The organism is Streptomyces beigongshangae (genome assembly GCF_019710745.1).
In the GTDB taxonomy this organism is placed as follows: Bacteria; Actinomycetota; Actinomycetes; order Streptomycetales; family Streptomycetaceae; genus Streptomyces; species Streptomyces beigongshangae.
On the sequence record NZ_JAHKJW010000042.1, the window covers coordinates 57,054 to 76,764 of the forward strand.

Annotated in this window: 18 protein-coding genes and 1 pseudogene; 14 read left to right on the forward strand and 5 right to left on the reverse strand. The window is 73.5% G+C overall.

The genetic code is table 11. The features are described 5' to 3' along the window. Nucleotides 1-81: 81 nt before the first annotated feature. A complete protein-coding gene (locus KM933_RS27820) occupies nucleotides 82-531 on the reverse strand; it encodes a hypothetical protein (RefSeq protein WP_260334242.1) in 450 nt (149 codons plus the stop codon). Between the two features lie 467 nt (nucleotides 532-998). Here KM933_RS27820 and KM933_RS27825 point away from each other — a divergent pair, with 467 nt between their 5' ends. The 7 genes from KM933_RS27825 (at nucleotide 999) to KM933_RS27855 (ending at nucleotide 8,689) form a co-directional block, all read left to right on the forward strand. Beyond that, on the forward strand, nucleotides 999-2,678 hold the full coding sequence (locus KM933_RS27825) for a serine/threonine-protein kinase (RefSeq protein ID WP_221357155.1): 1,680 nt from the start codon (nucleotides 999-1,001) through the stop codon (nucleotides 2,676-2,678). Between the two features lie 233 nt (nucleotides 2,679-2,911). Further along, on the forward strand, nucleotides 2,912-3,640 hold the full coding sequence (locus tag KM933_RS27830; RefSeq protein WP_221357157.1) for a DUF1684 domain-containing protein: 729 nt from the start codon (nucleotides 2,912-2,914) through the stop codon (nucleotides 3,638-3,640). A gap of 61 nt (nucleotides 3,641-3,701) precedes the next feature. Next, nucleotides 3,702-5,234, forward strand: coding sequence for an ABC transporter substrate-binding protein (locus KM933_RS27835; RefSeq protein WP_221357160.1), 1,533 nt, complete (start codon nucleotides 3,702-3,704; stop codon nucleotides 5,232-5,234). Then, the gene (locus KM933_RS27840) at nucleotides 5,234-6,199 is read left to right on the forward strand and encodes an ABC transporter permease (RefSeq protein ID WP_221357171.1); all 966 of its coding nucleotides are present in this window, start codon (nucleotides 5,234-5,236) and stop codon (nucleotides 6,197-6,199) included. The genes KM933_RS27835 and KM933_RS27840 overlap by 1 nt, the downstream gene beginning before the upstream one ends. After that, nucleotides 6,196-7,059: an ABC transporter permease gene (locus KM933_RS27845; protein WP_221357174.1), complete on the forward strand. Its 864-nt coding sequence runs from the start codon at nucleotides 6,196-6,198 to the stop codon at nucleotides 7,057-7,059. Before KM933_RS27840 ends, KM933_RS27845 begins: the two co-directional genes overlap by 4 nt. Then, nucleotides 7,056-7,886, forward strand: a complete 831-nt coding sequence (locus KM933_RS27850; RefSeq protein WP_221357175.1) for an ATP-binding cassette domain-containing protein — start codon at nucleotides 7,056-7,058, stop codon at nucleotides 7,884-7,886. Before KM933_RS27845 ends, KM933_RS27850 begins: the two co-directional genes overlap by 4 nt. Next, nucleotides 7,883-8,689 carry an ABC transporter ATP-binding protein gene (locus KM933_RS27855; RefSeq protein ID WP_221357178.1) on the forward strand — a complete coding sequence of 269 codons (807 nt, stop codon included), beginning with the start codon at nucleotides 7,883-7,885 and terminating at the stop codon, nucleotides 8,687-8,689. The genes KM933_RS27850 and KM933_RS27855 overlap by 4 nt, the downstream gene beginning before the upstream one ends. A 133-nt stretch (nucleotides 8,690-8,822) precedes the next feature. On the opposite strand, the gene KM933_RS27860 is transcribed toward KM933_RS27855, so the two are convergent. Together KM933_RS27860 and KM933_RS27865 are read right to left on the reverse strand one after the other, a co-directional pair. Beyond that, on the reverse strand, nucleotides 8,823-9,494 hold the full coding sequence (locus KM933_RS27860) for a response regulator (RefSeq protein WP_221357179.1): 672 nt from the start codon (nucleotides 9,492-9,494) through the stop codon (nucleotides 8,823-8,825). Between the two features lie 25 nt (nucleotides 9,495-9,519). Beyond that, complete coding sequence (locus KM933_RS27865) at nucleotides 9,520-10,851, reverse strand: sensor histidine kinase (RefSeq protein ID WP_221357181.1); 1,332 nt, start codon at nucleotides 10,849-10,851, stop codon at nucleotides 9,520-9,522. Nucleotides 10,852-11,131: 280 nt separating this feature from the next. On the opposite strand from KM933_RS27865, the gene KM933_RS27870 reads away from it, so the two are divergent. Continuing rightward, complete coding sequence (locus KM933_RS27870; protein ID WP_221357183.1) at nucleotides 11,132-11,938, forward strand: ABC transporter ATP-binding protein; 807 nt, start codon at nucleotides 11,132-11,134, stop codon at nucleotides 11,936-11,938. A gap of 168 nt (nucleotides 11,939-12,106) precedes the next feature. Here KM933_RS27870 and KM933_RS27875 read toward each other — a convergent pair whose 3' ends face one another. After that, the gene (locus KM933_RS27875) at nucleotides 12,107-12,901 is read right to left on the reverse strand and encodes a CDP-alcohol phosphatidyltransferase family protein (RefSeq protein WP_221357191.1); all 795 of its coding nucleotides are present in this window, start codon (nucleotides 12,899-12,901) and stop codon (nucleotides 12,107-12,109) included. Between the two features lie 169 nt (nucleotides 12,902-13,070). Between KM933_RS27875 and KM933_RS27880 the strand changes: the two genes are divergently transcribed. The 5 genes and pseudogenes from KM933_RS27880 to KM933_RS39720 all read left to right on the forward strand — a co-directional run. Further along, the gene (locus KM933_RS27880) at nucleotides 13,071-14,153 is read left to right on the forward strand and encodes a zinc-dependent alcohol dehydrogenase (protein WP_221357193.1); all 1,083 of its coding nucleotides are present in this window, start codon (nucleotides 13,071-13,073) and stop codon (nucleotides 14,151-14,153) included. Nucleotides 14,154-14,327: 174 nt separating this feature from the next. Further along, nucleotides 14,328-14,726 (forward strand): 6-pyruvoyl trahydropterin synthase family protein, encoded by a 399-nt coding sequence (locus KM933_RS27885; RefSeq protein ID WP_221357196.1) that lies wholly within the window; start codon nucleotides 14,328-14,330, stop codon nucleotides 14,724-14,726. Nucleotides 14,727-14,749: 23 nt separating this feature from the next. Continuing rightward, nucleotides 14,750-15,850 (forward strand): glycosyltransferase family 4 protein, encoded by a 1,101-nt coding sequence (locus KM933_RS27890; protein ID WP_221357204.1) that lies wholly within the window; start codon nucleotides 14,750-14,752, stop codon nucleotides 15,848-15,850. Beyond that, on the forward strand, nucleotides 15,847-16,779 hold the full coding sequence (locus KM933_RS27895) for a class I SAM-dependent methyltransferase (protein ID WP_260334243.1): 933 nt from the start codon (nucleotides 15,847-15,849) through the stop codon (nucleotides 16,777-16,779). Before KM933_RS27890 ends, KM933_RS27895 begins: the two co-directional genes overlap by 4 nt. After that, a pseudogene (locus tag KM933_RS39720) lies at nucleotides 16,779-17,882 on the forward strand (lysylphosphatidylglycerol synthase transmembrane domain-containing protein); the annotation flags it as partial. The gene KM933_RS27895 and the pseudogene KM933_RS39720, both read left to right, overlap by 1 nt. 170 nt (nucleotides 17,883-18,052) lie before the next feature. On the opposite strand, the gene KM933_RS27900 reads toward KM933_RS39720, so the two are convergent. Beyond that, nucleotides 18,053-18,796 carry a creatininase family protein gene (locus tag KM933_RS27900; RefSeq protein WP_430727376.1) on the reverse strand — a complete coding sequence of 248 codons (744 nt, stop codon included), beginning with the start codon at nucleotides 18,794-18,796 and terminating at the stop codon, nucleotides 18,053-18,055. A gap of 141 nt (nucleotides 18,797-18,937) precedes the next feature. Here KM933_RS27900 and ribA point away from each other — a divergent pair, with 141 nt between their 5' ends. Then, nucleotides 18,938-19,597 (forward strand): GTP cyclohydrolase II, encoded by a 660-nt coding sequence (gene ribA, locus KM933_RS27905; protein WP_221357198.1) that lies wholly within the window; start codon nucleotides 18,938-18,940, stop codon nucleotides 19,595-19,597. Nucleotides 19,598-19,711 lie beyond the last annotated feature (114 nt).

Here is a 19,711-nt window from a genome sequence, read left to right on the forward strand (position 1 = left end):
CGGGCTGTGCCGCCTGGACCGGCGAGACCGAAAGCATCAGGACCATGCCGGTCCCCGCGGCAGCTGACATCCAACCGGGTTTCACGTGTGTACCTCTCCGTGAGGGTCGTACGAGGATGTGCGCTGCTGGTCGCTCACTTCGAACCACCCGGAACAGTTGGTGCTGACGCCGCCGTTGCACACCTTGTAGCGGGCGATGTGCCGGTAGTCCGTGCCGTTGACGTAGCCGGCGATCTCCTCCGGCGGCCCGTCGTAGCCGTTGCTGTTGTGCGCCACGAGTTGTGTGGCGCCCCAGCCCGTCGCGGTCAGCGGCTGCGCGTACAACCGCGGGCCCAGCCCGTCCTTGGCGTAGTCGTGCAGTGTGCCGGTGACATGGATGTAGTAGCCCCCACCGGACGACCACAGGCAGTTCTCGCTGAAGTCGGCGTAGGCCCCGCCGTCCGACGACCAGTCTCCTGACGAACCGCACGGGTATGCGGCGGAGTTCTCAGCCGCCTGCGAGGGAGCGGCGCCGAATGCCAGAGCCGCCATCACCCCGACACCTGACAGAACTGCGGAAGAGCGAAGTTTCACCGTTCCTCCATTCGGAAGGGAATCTCTCTGCGAACCGCGGCGCAACTGCGAGCAGAGGTGTGCGCCGCGGGAGGAACCCAGGTACGGACGACCGGCTGTGGACTCGGCCGCCTCGTCCGTGTTCATGGTTGGTGCATGGCGCGGCCGGATCAACGGCGAGCAGCTGTCCCGGACACAGCACGACTGTCCGGTGTGGTCACAGCCCTGTCCGGGACGGGTCCGGACGCCACCCTGCCGACAGGCCCCCGCGATGTCGTGTACGCGAAGAACCCAGGAGGCTTCGCCGTCGGCCCCGATGTCCGGTCCGGCCCTCCGGTCCCGGCCGTGGCTTCGGCGTCGGCCCCCGGCGCTATGCTCGCCGGTGTCCGAGTGGCGCATGGGGCCGGTGGCGCGGTGGTCGCCGGGAGGGGTGTGAGGCGGGCGTGGTGTCCGGCAGTGATGATCAGCAGACGGCGTACCCGGCGGCACACGGTGCCGGGCGTCTGATCGCCGGCCGGTACCGGCTGGCCGAGCAGCTCGGCCGGGGCGGTATGGGCACGGTCTGGCGGGCCCACGACCAACTGCTCGCACGGGATGTCGCCGCCAAGGAACTGCACGTCTTCGCCCAGGGCGACGAGGACCACCAGATCTGGCTGCGCCGGGCCCTGCGCGAGGCGCGGGCGGTGGCCCGGGTGCCGCACCCCCATGTGGTCGGAGTCCACGACCTGGTCGAGTACGAGGACCGGGTCTGGATCGTCATGGAACTCGTCGACGGCCCTTCGCTCGCCCAACTCATAGCGCAGGCGGGCCCGTTGGCGCCGACGCGGGTCGCCGCCCTGGGCGCGCAGCTGCTCGGCGCGCTGGACGCCGTGCACGCCGTCGGAGCCCTGCACCGCGACGTCAAGCCGGCCAACGTCCTCCTGCGCCGCGACGGCAGCGCGGTCCTGACCGACTTCGGCATCGCCGTCCTCGACGACGGCGAGATGCTCACCAGCTCCGGGGAGTTCGCCGGCTCCATCGAGTACATGGCGCCCGAGCGGGTCAACGGCGGCGAGGTCGGCCCCGCCTCGGACCTCTGGTCGCTGGGTGCGACACTCGTCACCGCCGCCACCGGATCGTCGCCGTTCCGGCGCTCCGCGTACGCGGCCACCCTGCACGCGGTGGCGTACGAACAGCCGAACCTGCCCGCGCGGTTGGGCCCCCTGCTCCCGGTCGTCGAGGCGCTCCTGCGCAAAGCGCCCGAGGAACGCCCCTCCCTCCCCGACGCGTCGACCGCCCTGCGGCACGCCGCCGACGGGATCGCGGCGGACCCGGGGGCGCTGCCGTCGGCCACCGTCCAGCTCACCGGGGAGACCGGTGTCCCCTTCGCGGACACGGACACGGACACGGACGCGGAGACCCGGACCCGGACCCGGCAGCACGTCCCGTGGGCGGACCGGACGCCGCCCACCTCGCGCTACGACGCCGCGACCGCGTCCGAGCTGATGCGGCGGGACGCGCGACGGCGCGACAGGAGGCTCGTGGGCTGGGTGGCCTCCGCGGTCGCCCTCCTCGTGGTGGGAACCGGTCTCGGCCTCTTCGTGGCCGGGGTCCCGCCCTTCGACCGGACCGCCGAGGCCGACGCGGCGGGTCCCGGGGGCTCGAAGGCCCCGGAGGACGAGGGGGGCGGGGGAGAGGCCGGCCGGCCGTCCGCCATCCCCCTGACGCCGACGCCCGCCGTCAACGACTCGGTGGTCCACGCCACCGAGGGCTGGCAGCGGGTCACCGGGACCCTCATCCAGGCCGGCGACACGGTCACCGTCCGCTTCGCGTCGGGCCGGTGGACCGTCGACGACCCCGAGATGCCGCTGATCGGTCCCGACGGCTACGACACCGGGACCGACAAACTGCTGGACTTCGCCGCGGAGGACTGCAAGATCAACCCCTCGGCCCCCTTCGGCGCGCTCCTCGGCCGCTTCACCCAGGGCGGCGAGGGCGAGGAGAGCCACGCCATGGGCGCGGAGTGGACCTTCGAGGCGGCGGCCGGCGGCACGCTGGAACTGCGCATCAACGACGGTGACGAGGGCTGCCTCACCGACAACGCGGGTGACCTCTCCGTCTCGGTCTCCGTCACCAAGGCGGCCTGAGCCCACCGAGGCGGCGTTCCGGACGGCCACCGGCCACCGACCCACCCGCTCACCCGCTCACCGGTCCGTCGGCCCACCGACCCGCCGGCCCACCGGCCAGAACGACGGCCCCGCCCCCACAAGGGCGGGGCCGTCCACCCGCCGTCCCACCCCTTGAGAGCATGTTTGACATTAGGCATGCTTATGAACGATAAAGGGCATGCTTTGACCATCTAGTATCGAGTGAGTACGCCGTGTCCCAGCCCACCGCCCTCCCGGCCTCCACCGACCCCGGGCAGGAGTGGAACGCCTGGCGCACCGGGCGTCACCGCTCGCTCACCTCGCCCACCGGGAACCTCGCCCTCGTCGAGACCCGCTGGCTGCCGCCCGGCGAGGAGCCCGACGCCGCGGCGGCCCGCGCCGGACAGCCGCAGAGCGTGACCGTCACCACGCTCCGGCGGTCCGATCTCGTCACCGGCGAACCGGAGCACGGCCTGCGCCTCTGGGACGCGGACGCGCCCGCCATCCGGCACTTCGAGGGCGTCAGCGCCTTCCCGTACGACCCCGCCTGGGTCCTGGAAGCGGCCTACACCCCCGTGCCCGGCGCCCGCCGCGTCGCCTTCGAGCATCTGCGGGACAACGGCGGCACCCGTGAACTGGTCGTCCCGGGCGACATCACGCTCACCGTCGACGGCCGCGCGTACACCCTCAGCGCGTTCGACGACGACGGCACCCTGCTCCTCGTCTTCGGCGACCCCACGAACGGGGACACCACCTACGGCGCCGGCCGCTTCCTGTTCGTGCGGCGCACCGAGGACGACAGCCGGGTCGTCCTCGACTTCAACCGGGCCTTCGTACCGCCCTGCGGATTCTCCGATCAGTACAACTGTCCGATGCCGCCGCGGCAGAACCGCTTCCACCTGCCCGTCGAGGCCGGCGAGAAGCTCCCCCTCTTCCGCGACGGCTTCCCGGCCCAGCACTGATCGCCCCCTCCACCGGCTCCCGCGGCACCCCGCGGCCCCTCGTACCGAAGGCACGACACCCATGAGCATCACCAAGGCACGCAAGGCATCCCTCCGCGGCACCGCCACCGCGGCCGTCCTCGCCCTCGGCCTCACCGCATGCGGCGGCGGCTCCGGCGGGGGAAGCGCCTCGTCCGGCGGCACCTGGGACAAGAACGCCACCGTGCACATCGGCTCCCTCTACGAGCCGCAGAACCTCGACAACACCGCGGGCGGCGGCCAGGGCGTCACCGAGGCCCTCAACGGCAACGTCTACGAGGGCCTGTTCCGGCTCACCGACGACGGCGAGGTCGAGAACCTCCTCGCCCGGGACCACGAGGTGAGCGAGGATGGCCTCACCTACACCTTCACCCTCCAGGACGGCGTGAAGTTCCACAGCGGCAAGGAACTCACCAGCGCCGACGTGAAGTACAGCCTGGAGAAGGTGCTCGCGGACGACTCGCAGTCCGCCCGCAAGAGCAACCTGGAGGTCGTCGAGGACATCGCCACCCCCGACGCGAAGACCGTGAAGGTCACCCTGTCGAAGAAGTCGATCTCCTTCGTCTACAACCTCTCCTACGTCTGGATCATCAACTCCGACGCGAAGGACCTCAGGACCACCGAGGACGGCACCGGCCCCTACACGCTCGCCAAGTGGACCCGCGGCTCCGCGCTGAGCCTCGACCGCTTCGCCGGCTACTGGGGCGACGCCGCCGCCAGCAAGAAGGTCGTCTACCACTACTACAAGGACGCCACCGCGCTGAACAACGCGCTGCTGACCAACGCCGTCGACGTGGTCACCAGCGAGCAGTCGCCCGACGCCCTGGAACAGTTCGAGAGCAACCGGAACTACAAGGTCAACGACGGCGACTCCACCACCAAGCTGCTCCTCGCCTTCAACGACAGGGCCAAGCCGTTCACGGACGCCAGGGTCCGCCGGGCCGTCTCCGCGGCCATCGACGACAAGAAGCTCCTCGAATCCGTCTGGGGCGGCCACGGCAAGCTCATCGGCTCGATGGTGCCGCCCACCGACCCCTGGTACGAGGACCTCACCGACGTCGACACCCACGACGTCGCCGAGGCGAAGAAGCTGCTCGCCGAGGCCGGCCACGCCAAGGGCTTCTCCTTCACCCTCGACACCCCCAACTACGACCCGCACCCCACGGCCGCGACCTTCATCAAGTCGCAGCTCGCCGAGGTCGGCATCACCGTCAAGATCAACACGATCACGCCGGACGAGTGGTACACGAAGGTCTACAAGAACCGCGACTTCACCGCCACGCTCCAGGAGCACGTCAACGACCGCGACCTGGTCTGGTACGGCAACCCCGACTTCTACTGGGGCTACGACGACAAGCAGGTCACCGAGTGGGTCGAGCAGGCCGAGCAGGCCGCCACGACCGAGGAGCAGACCGAACTGCTGAAGAAGGTCAACCGCAGGACCGCCGAGGAAGCGGCCAGCGACTGGCTCTACCTCTACCCGCAGATCGTCGTCGCGAGCACCAAGCTCTCCGGCTACCCGCTCAACGGCCTCAACTCGCAGTTCCACGCCTACGACATCAAGAAGAAGGGCTGATGGGGCGCTACCTCCTGCGCCGCCTGATCTTCCTCCTGGTGTCGCTGGCCCTGGCGAGCGTGGTGCTCTTCGTACTGCTGCGCCTGCTCCCCGGCGACCCGGCCAACGCGCTCACCTCGGTGGGCGCGAGCCCGGAGCAGATCGCCGCGGCCCGCCGGTCCATCGGCTCCGACCGCCCGCTGCCCGAGCAATTCACCCACTGGCTCGGGCAGCTGGCGAGCGGCGACCTCGGCACGTCCTTCGTCAGCTCGCTGCCGGTCGGCCCCGAGGTGAGCGCCCGCCTGAACGTCACCGTGCCGCTGACACTGGCCGCGTTCGTGCTGGCCGTCGTCGTCGCCGTGCCCGTCGGCTTCGTGGCCGCGTACAGGCGCCGCACCTGGTACGGGGCGCTGCTCAGCGGGGTCTCCCAGCTGGGCATCGCGATCCCGGTGTTCTGGCTCGGCATGATCCTCATCGCCGTGTTCGCCCTGAACGCGGGCTGGCTGCCCTCCGGCGGCTTCCCGCAGGACGGCTGGGCCGCGCCCGCCGACGCGGTCCGCTCCCTCGTCCTGCCGGTGGTCACCATCGCCCTGGTGATGGCAGCCTCCCTGATCCGCTACGTCCGCTCCGCCACCCTCGACGTCCTGGGCAGCGACTACCTGCGCACCGCCCGGGCCCTCGGCGCGTCCTTCCCGCGCGCCATGTGGCGGCACGGGCTGCGCAACGCCTCCGTACCGGTGATCTCCGTCCTGGGCATCGAACTCGCCTCGACGCTGCTCGGCGCGGTCGTCGTGGAGTCGGTGTTCGCGCTGCCCGGCCTCGGCTCGCTGCTGGCCACCGGCATCGCCCAGCACGACTACCCGGTCGTCCAGGGCGTCCTGTTCGTCTCGACCCTCGCCGTGCTCCTGATCGGCTTCGCCGCCGACCTGGTGCAGCGCGTCATCGACCCGCGCCTGCGCGGACGGCTCTCGGGAGGTGCCCGGTGACCCTCGTGGACGCCCCGCCCAAGGCGGCGGGGCCGGCCTCGCGCCGCCGCCGTTCCGCCACCCTGCTCACGGGCTGCGCGCTGACCGCCCTCGTCGTGCTGCTCGCCCTGGTCTCGCTGGTCTGGCTGCCCTTCGACGCCGGCGACACCTCCGGCGGCCGGCTCGCGGGCCCCGGCGACGGGCACCTGCTCGGCACCGACAAGCTGGGCCGCGACCTGTTCACCCAGCTGATGACCGGCTCCCGCATCGCCGTCGGGGCGGGGCTCGGCTCGGTCGCCGTCGCCGCGCTCCTCGGAGTCACCCTCGGGGTGCTCGCCGCGTTCGCGCAGGGCTGGCTCGACGACACGCTCGCCGCCTTCCTCGACATCCTCATCGCCTTCCCGACGCTGCTGCTCGCGATGCTCGTCGTCGCCGCCCGCTCGGCCACCCTCGGCTCCGCGGTCCTCGCCATCGGCCTGGCGCAGAGCGCGGTGGTCGCCCGTCTCGTACGGATCCTGGTCAAGCGGGTCCTGGCCCAGGACTACATCACCGCCGCCCGGACCTCGGGCACCTCCTGGCCGCGTACGGTCGCCGCGCACGTCCTGCCGAACATCTGGCCCACCCTCGTGGTCAACCTGGCCCTCCAGTTCGGCCTCGCCGTCCTCGCCGAGGCGGGCCTGTCCTACCTCGGCCTCGGCGCCCCGCCGCCCAACGCCTCCTGGGGCCGCATGCTCCAGGAGGCCCAGGCCACCTTCACCACCGCCCCCGCGGGCGCGCTGGCCCCCGGCATCCTGCTGGTGGTGCTCGTCATCGGGGTCAACCTCGTCGCCGACGGGCTGCGCGACACCCTCGACCCGGCGACCCGCAGGAGGCGGACATGACCCTCGCCGACCCGCTCCCCGGCCCCGCCCCCCTCCTCGGCGTACGCGGCCTGACCGTGCGCACCGACGACGGGCGCACCCTGGTCGACGACCTGTCCTTCACCGTCGACAGCGGGGAACGGCTCGGCCTGATCGGCGAGTCGGGCTCCGGAAAGTCCCTGACCACGCTCGCCGTGCTGGGCCTGCTGCCCGACGGCATGACCGCCACCGGCAGCGTCGAACTGGCCGGCACGCAGGTCGTCGGCGCCCCCGAGAAGCGCCTCACCGCCGTACGCGGCCGGGACGCGGCCGTGGTCTTCCAGGAGCCCCTGACCGCCCTCGACCCGCTGACGCGCCTGGGCCGCCAGATCGCCGGACCCCTGGCCCGCAGGACCGGACTCAAGGGCCGGGACCTGCGCGCCGCCGTCACCGAGGCGCTCGTACGGGTACGGCTGCCCGAGCCCGACCGCATCGCCCGCGCCTTCCCGCACGAGGTCTCCGGCGGCCAGCGCCAGCGCGTCGCCCTCGCCATGGCCCTGGCCTGCGAGCCGGCCCTGCTCATCGCCGACGAACCCACCACCGCGCTCGACGTGTCCGTCCAGGCCGAGATGCTGGACCTGCTCGACAGCCTCGTCCGCGAACGGGAGATGGCCGTGCTGTTCGTCAGCCACGACCTCGCCGTGGTCGCCGGGGTGACCGACCGCGTCCTGGTGATGAAGGACGGCCGGGCCGTCGAGGAGGGCCCCGTCCTGGACGTCGTCACCGCGCCGCGGGCCGAGTACACCAGGGCGCTCGTCGCCGGCGCCCGGAAACTGGAGTCCGCCCTGGACCTGAGGAGCCCGCGATGACGTCCGTACCGGAACCGACGCCCGTGCCCGTGCCTTCACCGGCGCCCGTACTGGAGCTGGCGGACGTGGCCGTGCGCTACCGGGGCGCCGCCGACGACGTCGTGCAGGGGGTGTCCCTCGCCGTCGAACCGGGGCGGTCACTGGCCCTCGTCGGCGAGTCCGGCGCCGGCAAGACCACCCTGCTGCGCATCCTGCTGGGACTCGCCCGCCCCACGGCCGGCACCGTCCGCTTCGACGGCGAGCCGCTCGCCCCGCGCGACCGGCGGCAGGCGCGCCGCTTCCGGCGCGGCGTCCAGTGCGTGTTCCAGGACCCGTACTCCTCCCTCGACCCGCGCCGGCGCGTCGCCGCGATCGTCGCGGAACCGCTGCGCTCGCTGGGCCTCGACAGCCGGGCGAGCGCCGCGCCGAAGGTGGCCGCCGCGCTCGAACGGGTCGGCCTCCCCGCCGACGCCGCCGCCCGTTACCCGCACGAGTTCTCCGGCGGCCAGCGCCAGCGCGTCGCCATCGCCCGCGCCATCGTGTGCGACCCGCGCGTCCTGCTCGCCGACGAACCCGTGAGCGCGCTCGACGTCACCACCCGGGTCAAGGTCGTCGACCTGCTGGCCGAGCTGAAGGAGGAGCGGCGGCTGACCCTCGTCATGGTCTCCCACGACCTGTCCGTCGTGGCCTCCCTGTGCGAGCGCACGGCGGTCCTGGAACGCGGCAGGCTGGTCGAACAGGGCGACACCGCCCAGGTGCTGGGCGCCCCGGCCCACCCGTACACCCGGCGCCTGCTCGACAGCGTGCCGCGGCTGCCGGCCTGAAGGACGACGGCCGGTCTGAGGGACGGGGAGGGACCCTGAGGGACGCGGGGGGACCCTGAGGGACGCGGGGGGACCCTGAGGGACGCGGGGGCGGGCGCCGCCGGTCCCGCCTCCGTCACCGGTCCCGCCACCGTCACCGGGTCCCGCGCGGCACCACCAGTCCGGAGTCGTACGCCAGGATGACGGCCTGCACCCTGTCGCGCAGCCCGTACTTCTCCAGGATGTGCGCGACGTGGGTCTTGACCGTCGTCTCCCCCACCCCCAGTTCGAGCGCGATCTCCGCGTTGGACAGCCCACGGCTCAGGGCGCGCAGGACGTCGAGCTCGCGGCCGGTGAGGGCACCGAGGCGCGACGGCACGTCCGGGGTCGCGGGGGTGCCGAGATGCGCGAAGCGGTCGAGCAGGCTGTGCGTGATCCGGGGCGAGAGCACGGCGTCGCCGGCGGCCACCGTGCGGATGGCGTCGACCAGCGAGTCGGCGGGGCCGTCCTTGACGAGGAAGCCGCTGGCCCCCGCACGCAGGGCGTCCACCACGTGGGCGTCCAGGTCGAAGGTGGTCAGGATGACGATGCGGCTCGGCGACCCCGCCTCCACGATGTGGCGCGTGGCCTCGACGCCGTCCATGTTCGGCATGCGGATGTCCATCAGGACGATGTCCGGGGACAGGGTCCGGGCGCTCTCGACGGCGGCGGCACCGTCCGGCGCCTCGCCGACGACCGTGATGTCCGGCTCGGCTTCGAGGATGAGCCGGAATCCGGTCCGGATCATGGGCTGGTCGTCGACCAGCAGGACGCGGATGGCGTGCATGGGAGGAGTGTCCTTCGTACCGGGGTCAGCGTGCTGCGGCATCGTGCTCGGGGTCGTGGTGCTCGGGATCGTGGGGCGGGGAGTCGTACCGTGAGCCGGCGTGCGGGGAGCCCGCGGGTGCCGCAGGCAGCGGTACGACCGCGTGGACGCAGTAGCCGCCGCCCGGCCGGGCGCCGGTGTGCAGGGAGCCGCCCACGGCCGCGATGCGTTCCCGCATGCCGAGCAGGCCGTGACCGGGACCGCCGGGGGAGACGGGCGGTCGCGGCGCCGTCCCGTCGCCGGGCCGGGGGCCGTCGTCGCAGAGCCGGACGGTGAGCCGCCGGTGCTCCGGCTCCCAGGCCACCGTCACCTCGGTACGCGTGCGGCCGGCGTGCTTGAGCGTGTTGGTGAGGGCTTCCTGCACGATGCGGTAGACCGTCAGGTGCGAGCCGGCCGGCAGCCCGGCGGGCGTCCCGGTGGCCGTGAAGTCGACGGTGAGGCCCGCCGCGCGCACCGAGTCCAGCAGCGCGGGTATCGCCTCGACCGTGGGCTGCGGCGGTTCCTTGTTCGGATCGGTGGCCGCCTCGTCCTCCGTGCGCAGGACGTCGAGGAGCCTGCGCAGTTCGGTGACGGTCGCCCGGCCGGTCTCCTCGATGGTGCCGTGCAGTTCGTGGGCCTTGCCGCCGTCCCGGTCCTGGACCCGGTCGGCGGCGATCGTCTGGACGACCATGAGGCTGACGTTGTGCGCGACGATGTCGTGCAGTTCGCGGGCGATCCGGGCGCGCTCCTCCATGACGGCGGCGCGCGCGTTGGCCTCGTGCGCGCGTTCGAGCGCCGCGGCCCGTTCCAGCGCCTGGTCGCGGATGGCGGCCCGCGCCCGGGTGAGCCGGCCGAGCGCCCACGCCGCGACCAGCAGCACCGCCTCCGTCAGCAGGGCGGCGGCGCGGTGCCCGGGCGGGGCGACGACGGCCTCGGTGACGGCCGCGACCGGGATGAGGACGGCCACCAGGGTGGCCGTCCTGGGCGCGCCCCGCAGGGCGGTGAGGAACACGGCCGTGGCCACGCCGAGGTAGGCGGGCCCGATGGAGGTGCCCTCGGGCCCCGACAGCTGCGGGATGTAACCGTGTCCCTGGAGCACGGCCACCGCCGTGGCCATCACCAGCAGGGTCGGCAGCGGGAACCACCGGTGGACGGCCAGCGGCAGCGCCGACAGCAGGACGAGCACGACGAACGGAGTGTCCGGGGCCCGCAGATCGGGTCCGCCGGGCGGCATCCCCAGGGGCAGGGCGAAGGAACCGGCGGCGACCAGCAGGGCCAGACCCGCGTCGGTGACGGCCCCGGGTGCGCGCCGCCCCGCGAACGAGTCCATCCAGTCCATGACCCCAACGGTAGACGGGCCGCCGGCGCCGTCGGACTCACCTGGGGTGGAGAGGGTCCGGCCGCCTCCTCCGTGAAGACGTCCTCCGCAGGGAGGAGGCGCCGGCCGCGTCCGTGTCTCCTCTCGCTCCGTGGGAGGAGGGAGGGTTCGGCAGCGTGGCCGAGGCCGCGGCCCGTCTGCGCCGGTGGACTGGAGACAGCACGGAATCCATCCACGGAACGCCGTACGAGCAGCCGCGCACCGGGCCGGCGGGCCGGGCGCCGCGGTACCTGAGGAGTCGATGGTGCGGTCCTGGGGCCGGCGACGGGACGTGTCCGCCGACGGACCGTCCGGCGCAGCCGGGAGGCTCGCCGACCGGCGGGTCGCCGTGCGGCTGACCGGGGTGACCCGGCTGTTCGGCGAGGGCCCGACGGCCGTCAGGGCGCTCGACGCGGTCAGCGTGGGCATCGGATCCGGCACGTTCACCGCGCTGATGGGCCCCTCGGGCTCGGGCAGGAGCACGTTCCTGCACTGCGCGGCCGGCCTGGACCGGCCCACCTCCGGAGAGGTGCGCCTCGGCGCGCAGGACCTGTCGGCGCTCGGGGAGACCGGGCTGACGCGGCTGCGGCGCACCCGTGTCGGCTTCGTCTTCCAGGCGTTCCACCTCCTCCCGTCCCTCACGGTGGAGCAGAACATCACCCTGCCCCTGCGGCTGGCCGGACGGACGGCCGACGCCGCCTGGTTCGACCACATCGTCTCCGCCGTCGGCCTGCGCGAGCGCCTCGCCCGCTTCCCCGCGCAGCTCTCCGGCAGCCAGCAGCAGCGGGTGGCCGTCGCGCGCGCCCTGGTCACCCGCCCCGAAGTGATCTTCGCCGACGAGCCGACCGGCGCCCTGGACCCGGAGACCGCCCGGAACGTCCTCGGACTGCTCCGGCAGGCGGTGACCGATCTGCACCAGACGGTGGTCATGGTCACCCATGATCCGGCGGCCGCCGCGCACACCGACCGTGTGCTCTTCCTCAGCGAGGGACGGCTCGTCGACGAGATGACCGCGCCGGGCGCGGGCCGCGTCGCCGCGCTCCTCTCCGAGCTGCGCGGGACCACCTGATGTCCGAGCTGCGCGGGACCACCTGATGCCGGGTCCCGCAGTGCCTCTGTGAGGGGCGCGGGGAACTGCGCGCTCAGCCCCCACCGACCCGCAGTCGACGTACGGCGCCGGCTGCGGGTCGTGTGTGGCTCGTCGCGCAGTTCCCCGCGCCCCTCACGGGGCAGGGGCTTACCGCGCGCCGACCGCCGCCGCCTCGCGGCGGCGACCCGGTGCGGCCGGAGCCGGAGCCGGAGCCGGCTCACGCCCGGCGGAGACCCGCGCGTGCCACAGCCAGCCGATGTCCCGGCCGAACGACCACGTCAGCAGGGCCAGCGCGAGGGCGACGACCCCGGACGTCAGCGCGTACGGCAGGATCCCGGAGCCGGCGAGCAGCAGCAGGACCCCCTGGAGCGCGGCCACCGTCTTGCGGGCGGTGCTCGGCGGGAGCGCGTCGTTCAGCCACGGCAGGAACCTGGCCGCCGCCACGAAGGCGTAGCGCATGGCGCCGATGGCGAGGGCCCACGGCCCCACCGCCGCGGCGACGTACACGCTGAGCACCAGGATGAGGAACGCGTCGACCTCCATGTCGAAGCGCGCGCCCAGCGCCGTGGAGGAACCGGTGCGGCGGGCGACCTTGCCGTCGACCGCGTCGAGGATCAGGGCGACCGCGGTGAGCGCGACCAGCACGGTCACCGGCGGCGGGCTCTGGAAGGAGTCGGCGACGAGGGCGGCCACCCCTCCGACGAGCGTCGCCCGGCCCAGCGTCACGCGGTTGGCGGCTCCGAAGGAGCGGGGGCGCGAGCGGTGCAGGGCCCGCGAGAGCACCGCCCAGGTCGCCAGGCCGAACGCCAGCCCCGTGAGCCAGCCCGCGGGGCCCAGGCCGATCGCCGTGCCGAGCACGGTCAGCAGCAGCAGCTGCACGGCCGCTCCCAGGGCCGTCTCCTGCTGCAAGAGCCTCGCGTCGTACGTGTTGTTCAGGGCCACCGCACATCCTCCGGCCAGGTGACAGAGTCGATCATTGCCGCGTACCTTGTGCGCGGCTTCGCAGAGGTCGGTACGTGGCCGGCCGCCCGATCGTTCAGCCCGTCCGCCCAGCCGCTTCACAGGAACTGCTTCAGCTACCGCTTCAGGTACCGCTTCAGGAGGATGCCGAATGGACCGCTCCGCCCGCGCCTTCTGGCTCGACTCCCCGGGTCGCGGCGAACTCCGCGACGTCCGGCTGCCCGACCCCGCCGGGGACGAGGTCGTGGTCCGAACACTCTTCTCGGGGGTGAGCCGCGGAACGGAGACGCTCGTCTTCCGCGGCGGGGTGCCGCGGAGCCAGTACGCCGCCATGCGCGCGCCCTTCCAGGAGGGCGACTTCCCCGGACCCGTCAAGTACGGGTACCTGAACGTCGGAACCGTCGAGGAGGGCCCCGCGGACCTCGTCGGACGGACCGTCTTCTGCCTCTATCCGCACCAGAGCCGGTACGTCGTCCCCGCGAGCGCCGTCACGCCCGTGCCCGGGAACGTGCCCGCCGCGCGCGCCGTGCTCGCCGGCACCGTGGAGACCGCCGTCAACGCCCTCTGGGACGCGGCACCCCTGATCGGCGACCGGATCTCCGTGGTCGGCGCGGGCATGGTCGGCGCGAGCGTCGCCGCGCTCCTGGCGCGGTACCCCGCCGCCCGCNGCGCGGGCATGGTCGGCGCGAGCGTCGCCGCGCTCCTGGCGCGGTACCCCGCCGCCCGCGTCCAGTTGGTCGACGCCGACCCGGCGCGCGCCGACATCGCACGCGCCCTCGGCGTCGGCTTCGCGCTGCCGCAGGACGCCGAGGGCGACCGTGATCTCGTCGTCCACGCCAGCGCCACCGAGGCCGGGCTCTCCCGCGCGCTCGAACTCCTCGCCCCGGAGGGGACCGTCCTCGAACTGAGCTGGTACGGCGACCGGAAGGTCGCCCTCCCGCTCGGCGAGGCGTTCCACTCCCGCCGTCTCGTCGTCCGCAGCAGCCAGGTCGGGACGGTGTCACCGGCCAGGAGCGGCCGCCGTACGTACGCCGACCGGCTGGCGCTGTCGCTCGAACTCCTCGCCGATCCCGCCTTCGACGCCCTCATCACGGGCGAATGCGCCTTCGAGGACCTCCCCCGGGCGATGGCCGGACTCAGCACGGGGGAGACCACGGCGATGTGCCATCTCGTGCGGTACGGGACCGACGGCGACGAGGGCACGGCACACGGAGCGGTTCCGCACCCCGAGTAGTCACGTCCCACCACCGGCAACCGAGTCCGCATCACACACCCACCCGACACCCTGTCACGGCAGACGCGTCCGAAACTCCGACCCGAACCCCCTGAACACGGAGAACGGACCGGCCGTACTACACGGCACGCCCCGGCAGAGGGGTCAGACGCACCGCACCTGGAGGGTCGTCCGTTGTTCAGCATCACCGTCCGCGATCACCTGATGATCGCCCACAGCTTCCGCGGAGAGGTCTTCGGACCCGCGCAGCGCCTGCACGGAGCGACGTTCCTCGTGGACGCCACGTTCCGCCGCGCCGAGCTGGACGACGACAACATCGTCGTCGACATCGGACTGGCCACCAGGGAACTCGGGGAGGTGGTGGCAGAGCTGAACTACCGCAACCTCGACAACGAGCCGGTGTTCGCCGGCACCAACACCTCGACGGAGTTCCTGGCGAAGGTCGTCGCCGACCGCCTCGCCGACCGCGTCGCCGAGGGGGCGCTGGGCGAGGGCGCCCGCGGCCTGGCCGGTATCACGGTCACCCTGCACGAGTCGCACATCGCCTGGGCGAGCTACGAGCGTGCGCTGTGAACCACCACGCAGACATCATCCCCATGTCCCTGCGCGCCCTGCACTTCGTGATGCCCGGCGCGGTGAACGACCCGACCGTGCCGAGCGGCGGCAACGTCTACGACACCCGGGTCAGCCTCGACCTGCCCGGCTTCGGCTGGCAGGTCCACAAGCACGCCCTCGACGGCGACTGGCCCGAGCCCGCGGCCCCGGCCCGCGACGAACTGGCCCGCATCCTCGCCGACCTGCCCGACGGCACCGTCGTGCTCCTCGACGGAATCGTGGCCTGCGCGGTCCCCGAGATCGTCGTCCCGCAGGCCGGACGGCTGCGGCTGGCGGTCCTCGTGCACCTGCCGCTCGGCGACGAGGTCGGGCTCACCCCCGAGCGGGCCGCGGACCTGGACGCCCGCGAACGCCGCACCCTGCGTGCCGTACCGGCCGTCGTGGCCACCAGCGAGTGGGCCGCCCGCCGGCTCGTCGCCCACCACGGACTCGCGCCCGACCGCGTCCACGTCGCCGCCCCGGGCGCCGACATCGCGCCCCTCGCCCCCGGCACCGACGGCGTCTCCAGGCTGCTGTGCGTCGCCTCGGTCACCCCGCGCAAGGGGCAGCACCGGCTCGTGGAGGCCCTCGCCACCGTCACCGACCTGCCCTGGAGCTGCGTCCTCGTCGGCGGTCTCCACCAGGACCCCGAGTACGTGGCCGGACTGCGGGACCTGATCGACCGGCACGGACTCGGCGACCGGCTGGAACTCGCCGGGCCCCGGTCCGGCGCCGCGCTCGACGCGAGCTACGCCTCGGCCGACCTGATGGTCCTCACCTCGTACGCCGAGACGTACGGCATGGCCGTCACCGAGGCGCTCGCCCGGGGCATCCCCGTACTGGCCACGGACGTCGGCGGGCTTCCCGAAGCCGTCGGACGCGCGCCCGACGGCGGGGTGCCCGGCCTGCTCGTCCCGCCGGAGAACCCGGCGGCCCTCGCCGCGGAGCTGCGCGGCTGGTTCGGCGAGGCCGACGTGCGCCGGCGCCTCAAGGCCGCCGCGCGCGCCCGCCGCGTCTCCCTGGGCGGCTGGGCCGCCACGGCCCGGAGCCTGTCGGGTGTCCTGGGGCGACTGAAGAGCGAGGCCAGGAGGGGGGCGGCATGAACGGCACCGGTACGACGCCGACGGAGGTCCCCGAGGAGCGCCGGCACACCGGGACGGTCCGGCTCGGCGACCGCGCGCGCGACGCCGCGGCCCCCGACGACATCACCCGGTACGCCCCCGAGTGGCTCCAGCTGCGCGAGGGCGCCGACGCCGCGGCCCGGGCGTCCGAGCTGCTCGATCCGCTGCGGATCCGGCTCGCCAACCTGCCGCGGCGGGCCGACGGGTTCGTCATCCACGACCTCGGCTGCGGCACCGGCTCCATGGGCCGGTGGCTCGCGCCGCGGCTCGACGGGCCCCAGCACTGGGTGCTGCACGACCGCGACCCGTACCTGCTGCACTTCGCCGCCGCCGGGTCGCCCCGTTCGGCCGCCGACGGCAGCCGGGTCACGGTGGAGACCCAGCGCGGCGACATCGGCCGGCTGACCGCCGACGCGCTGGCCGGCGCCTCGCTGGTGACGGCCTCCGCCCTGCTGGACGTCCTCGACGCCGACGAGATCGAGGCCCTGGCGGCGGCCTGCGCCGGAGCCGGCTGCCCCGCCCTGCTCACCCTCTCGGTGGCGGGACGGGTCGAACTCACCCCGGCCCACCCGCTGGACGCCGAGATCGCCGGGGCGTTCGACGACCACCAGCGGCGCGACGGCCTGCTCGGCCCGGAGGCGGTCGGTACGGCCCGTGACGCCTTCTCCCGGCACGGCGCGACGGTACGGGTGCACCCCAGCGCGTGGCGCCTGGGCCCGGACGAGTCCGCGCTCACGGCGGAGTGGCTGCGCGGCTGGGTCGGCGCGGCCGTCGAACAGCGTCCCGAACTGGCCGGCCCGGCCGAGGACTACCTGCGGGAGCGCCTCGCGGCGTGCGGGGCCGGGGAACTGGGCGTGGTGGTCCACCACGACGACCTGCTCGCGCTGGCCCGCCCGGTCGGGGGAGCGTGATGGGCGCGGGGGCCGTGGCGGAGGAGGAGCGGTCACCGGCCGCCCCGGACGGAGGGCGGCCGGCGACGGTCCGCGGCAGGGGGGCGACCGGGGCGACGGATCGCCCCGGCATCGACACCTACACCGCCCCCGGCGTCGGTGCCGACCCCGACCCTGACCCCGCCCTCGACCCCGGCATCGACCCCGACCTCGGCTTCGGTACCGACGCGGGCACCGGTACCGACGTGTCCGCAGTGCGTCCGGACGGCGGTCCGGCCCGCGTGCCGGGCCGCGTCCGCGACCGCCTCGGCTCCCGGTTCCTGCGCACCCACTTCGGCACGATCGCCGGTGCCGTCATCCTCGCGGTGCTGACCTGGCGCCTGGGCACCGGTGTCTTCCTGGACGGTCTGCGCCGCATCGACGGGGTCACGCTCCTCGCGGCGCTCGGCATCGGCCTGCTCACCACGGTGTTCAGCGCCTGGCGCTGGTGCGTGGTCGCCCGGGCCATGCGGCTGGGGCTGCCGCTCGGCGCGGCCGTCGCGGACTACTACCGCGCGCTGTTCCTCAACGCGGCCCTGCCGGGCGGTGTGCTCGGTGACGTGCACCGGGCGGTACGGCACGGGCAGAGCGCCGGCGATGTCGGCCGCGGGGTGCGCGCGGTCGTCCTCGAACGCGTCGCGGGCCAGGCGGTCCTGGCCGTGGTCGGCACGGCCGTGCTGCTCACCCAGCCCTCACCGGTCCTGGAGGAGACCCGGCACCTCGTGGTGCTGCTGGCCGCCGTCTCGCTGTGCGGGGTCGTCACCGCGGGCGCCGTCCGCGGCCGGGGCAGGGCGCCGCGCACCTCCCGCCGCCACCGGGCCGTGCGCGCCGGGCTCACCGAGGCCCGCGGGGCACTGCTGGCCCGCGTGAGCTGGCCGGGCGTGATGATCTCGTCCGTCGTGGTCCTCGCGGGGCACGTCCTGATGTTCCTGCTCGCGGCCCGAGTGGCCGGCTCGGTCGCGTCCGCCGCCGTGCTGGTGCCTCTCGCGCTGCTGGCCCTGATCGCCATGGGACTGCCGCTGAACGTCGGCGGCTGGGGCCCCCGGGAGGGCGTCACCGCCTGGGCGTTCGGCGCCGCGGGCCTCGGCGCGGCCCAGGGCCTGACCGTGGCCGTCGTCTACGGAGTGCTCAGCTTCGCCGCGAGCCTGCCCGGGGCCGCCGTCCTCCTGGTGCGCTGGTACGCGGGACTGCGCGGCCCGCGCGGGACGGGCGCGGCGTCCGGACCCGCCCCGGACGCACGGGACACCGGGCCCGCTCAGTGCGGTTCGGTGGCCGACGGGGCCCCGGAGGCCGATGTCAGTAGCGAGAAGTACGCTCCGAAGGAGTCGGCGAGCGAGGCCAGGAGTTCCTTCCCCTTCTCCGCGGACGCCCTCGAAGGGCGGCCGATGACACCGGACTTGGTATAGGCCGACATGCCGAGGGAGAGCAGGTGCCGACGGTCGTCGGCGACGAAGTCGGAGGTCTCGTACCCGGGTTTGAGATATTCCGGATGGGCGTGCAGCAGAATGGAGGTCTCGATTTCCCCCGCGTGCATATCGGTGAGCAGTGAGGTCTCCACCCCGGCCGCCTCCCGTGCCGTTTCCCAGTCCTCGACCGCCGGGAACAGAGCCATTCGCGCACCGGCGGCGGCGGATTCCTGGACGACATTTCCCAACACGTAATTGCCGCCATGCCCATTGACCACCACCAGTGTGTCGACACCCGACCGGCGCAGCGAATCGGCTATGTCCCGTACCACCGCGTGGAGCGTCACGGAGGAAATGCTCACCGTTCCCGGCCAGGCCGCGTGTTCGTGCGAGCAGGAGATCGTCACCGGAGGAAGGAGATGAACGGGGAATGCGGCGGCGACCTCCCGGGCGATCGCGCACGCGACCAGCGTGTCGGTCGACAGCGGCAGATGAGCGCCGTGCTGCTCGAAACTGCCCACGGGGAGCACGGCGATCTGCCGGGTGACACCGGCGCCCCGCGTCCGTACGTCCTCCGTGGTGTCCGCGGGCAACGGTCCCGGCACCGTGAGCCGTGTTTCCGAGCCGCCCGAACCACCTGAATCGACCGAACCGTCCCAACCGCCTGAACCGCCTGAACCGCCTGAACCGTCCACGTTCTCGCGACCTTTCGTCTCTGCTTAGGAACCAGAATCATGACAGAAATAGATGGCGTACTCGCCCGGGAATCCCACTCCTCAGGTGTCGAGCGGGTCGTGAATGCCCCGCTGCCCACCGCGTACGGTGATTTCCAGGCCGTCGGCTACCTGGACCGTGCCCGCGGAGACGAGCAGGTGGCCCTGGTGCACGGTGACATCCAGGAGGAGGGAATGCTCGTCCGGCTGCACTCCGAGTGCCTGACCGGCGACGCGTTCGGGTCCCGGCACTGCGAGTGCGGCCCGCAACTGTCCACGGCCCTGCGGGAGATGGTGGCGGAGGGCCGCGGCATCCTGATCTACCTGCGGGGGCACGAGGGCCGTGGTATCGGCCTGCTGGCCAAACTCCAGGCGATGAAGCTCCAGGCCGAGGGGCTCGACACGGTCGAGGCGAACCTCGCGCTCGGACTGCCTGTGGACGCCCGCGACTACGGTGTGGGTGCGGACATCCTGCACGATCTGGGCGTCCGCTCGGTGCGGCTGCTCTCCAACAACCCCCGCAAGCGGGAGGCGCTGGTCCGCAACGGCATCCGCGTCGACGCCCAGGTACCGCTGCTGATCCCGCCGTGCGACGACAACATCACCTACCTGCGGACCAAGCGCGAGCGCCTGGACCACGACCTGCCCCACCTGGACGCGGTGGTGGGCCACCGCGTCTGAACCGGCCCCACTCGCCGCCTCCGCCCACCCGTAGCCGCCCCGCACGCCGCCTCCTCCGCGGCGCGCGGCGGCCGGGGCGCCACCCGCACGGGCAGCACGGGCTGCCGCCGGCCC

What these genes read in the sequence shown, in the direction of transcription:
- KM933_RS27895 (WP_260334243.1), top strand. Translation starts at nt 15,847, where the DNA reads ATGAACGGCACCGGTACGACGCCGACGGAGGTCCCCGAGGAGCGCCGG.
- KM933_RS27840 (WP_221357171.1), top strand. Translation starts at nt 5,234, where the DNA reads ATGGGGCGCTACCTCCTGCGCCGCCTGATCTTCCTCCTGGTGTCGCTG.
- KM933_RS27870 (WP_221357183.1), top strand. Translation starts at nt 11,132, where the DNA reads ATGGTGCGGTCCTGGGGCCGGCGACGGGACGTGTCCGCCGACGGACCG.
- KM933_RS27820 (WP_260334242.1), bottom strand. Translation starts at nt 531, where the DNA reads ATGGCGGCTCTGGCATTCGGCGCCGCTCCCTCGCAGGCGGCTGAGAAC.
- ribA (WP_221357198.1), top strand. Translation starts at nt 18,938, where the DNA reads ATGACAGAAATAGATGGCGTACTCGCCCGGGAATCCCACTCCTCAGGT.
- KM933_RS27890 (WP_221357204.1), top strand. Translation starts at nt 14,750, where the DNA reads ATGTCCCTGCGCGCCCTGCACTTCGTGATGCCCGGCGCGGTGAACGAC.
- KM933_RS27850 (WP_221357175.1), top strand. Translation starts at nt 7,056, where the DNA reads ATGACCCTCGCCGACCCGCTCCCCGGCCCCGCCCCCCTCCTCGGCGTA.
- KM933_RS27860 (WP_221357179.1), bottom strand. Translation starts at nt 9,494, where the DNA reads ATGCACGCCATCCGCGTCCTGCTGGTCGACGACCAGCCCATGATCCGG.
- KM933_RS27865 (WP_221357181.1), bottom strand. Translation starts at nt 10,851, where the DNA reads ATGGACTGGATGGACTCGTTCGCGGGGCGGCGCGCACCCGGGGCCGTC.
- KM933_RS27855 (WP_221357178.1), top strand. Translation starts at nt 7,883, where the DNA reads ATGACGTCCGTACCGGAACCGACGCCCGTGCCCGTGCCTTCACCGGCG.
- KM933_RS27835 (WP_221357160.1), top strand. Translation starts at nt 3,702, where the DNA reads ATGAGCATCACCAAGGCACGCAAGGCATCCCTCCGCGGCACCGCCACC.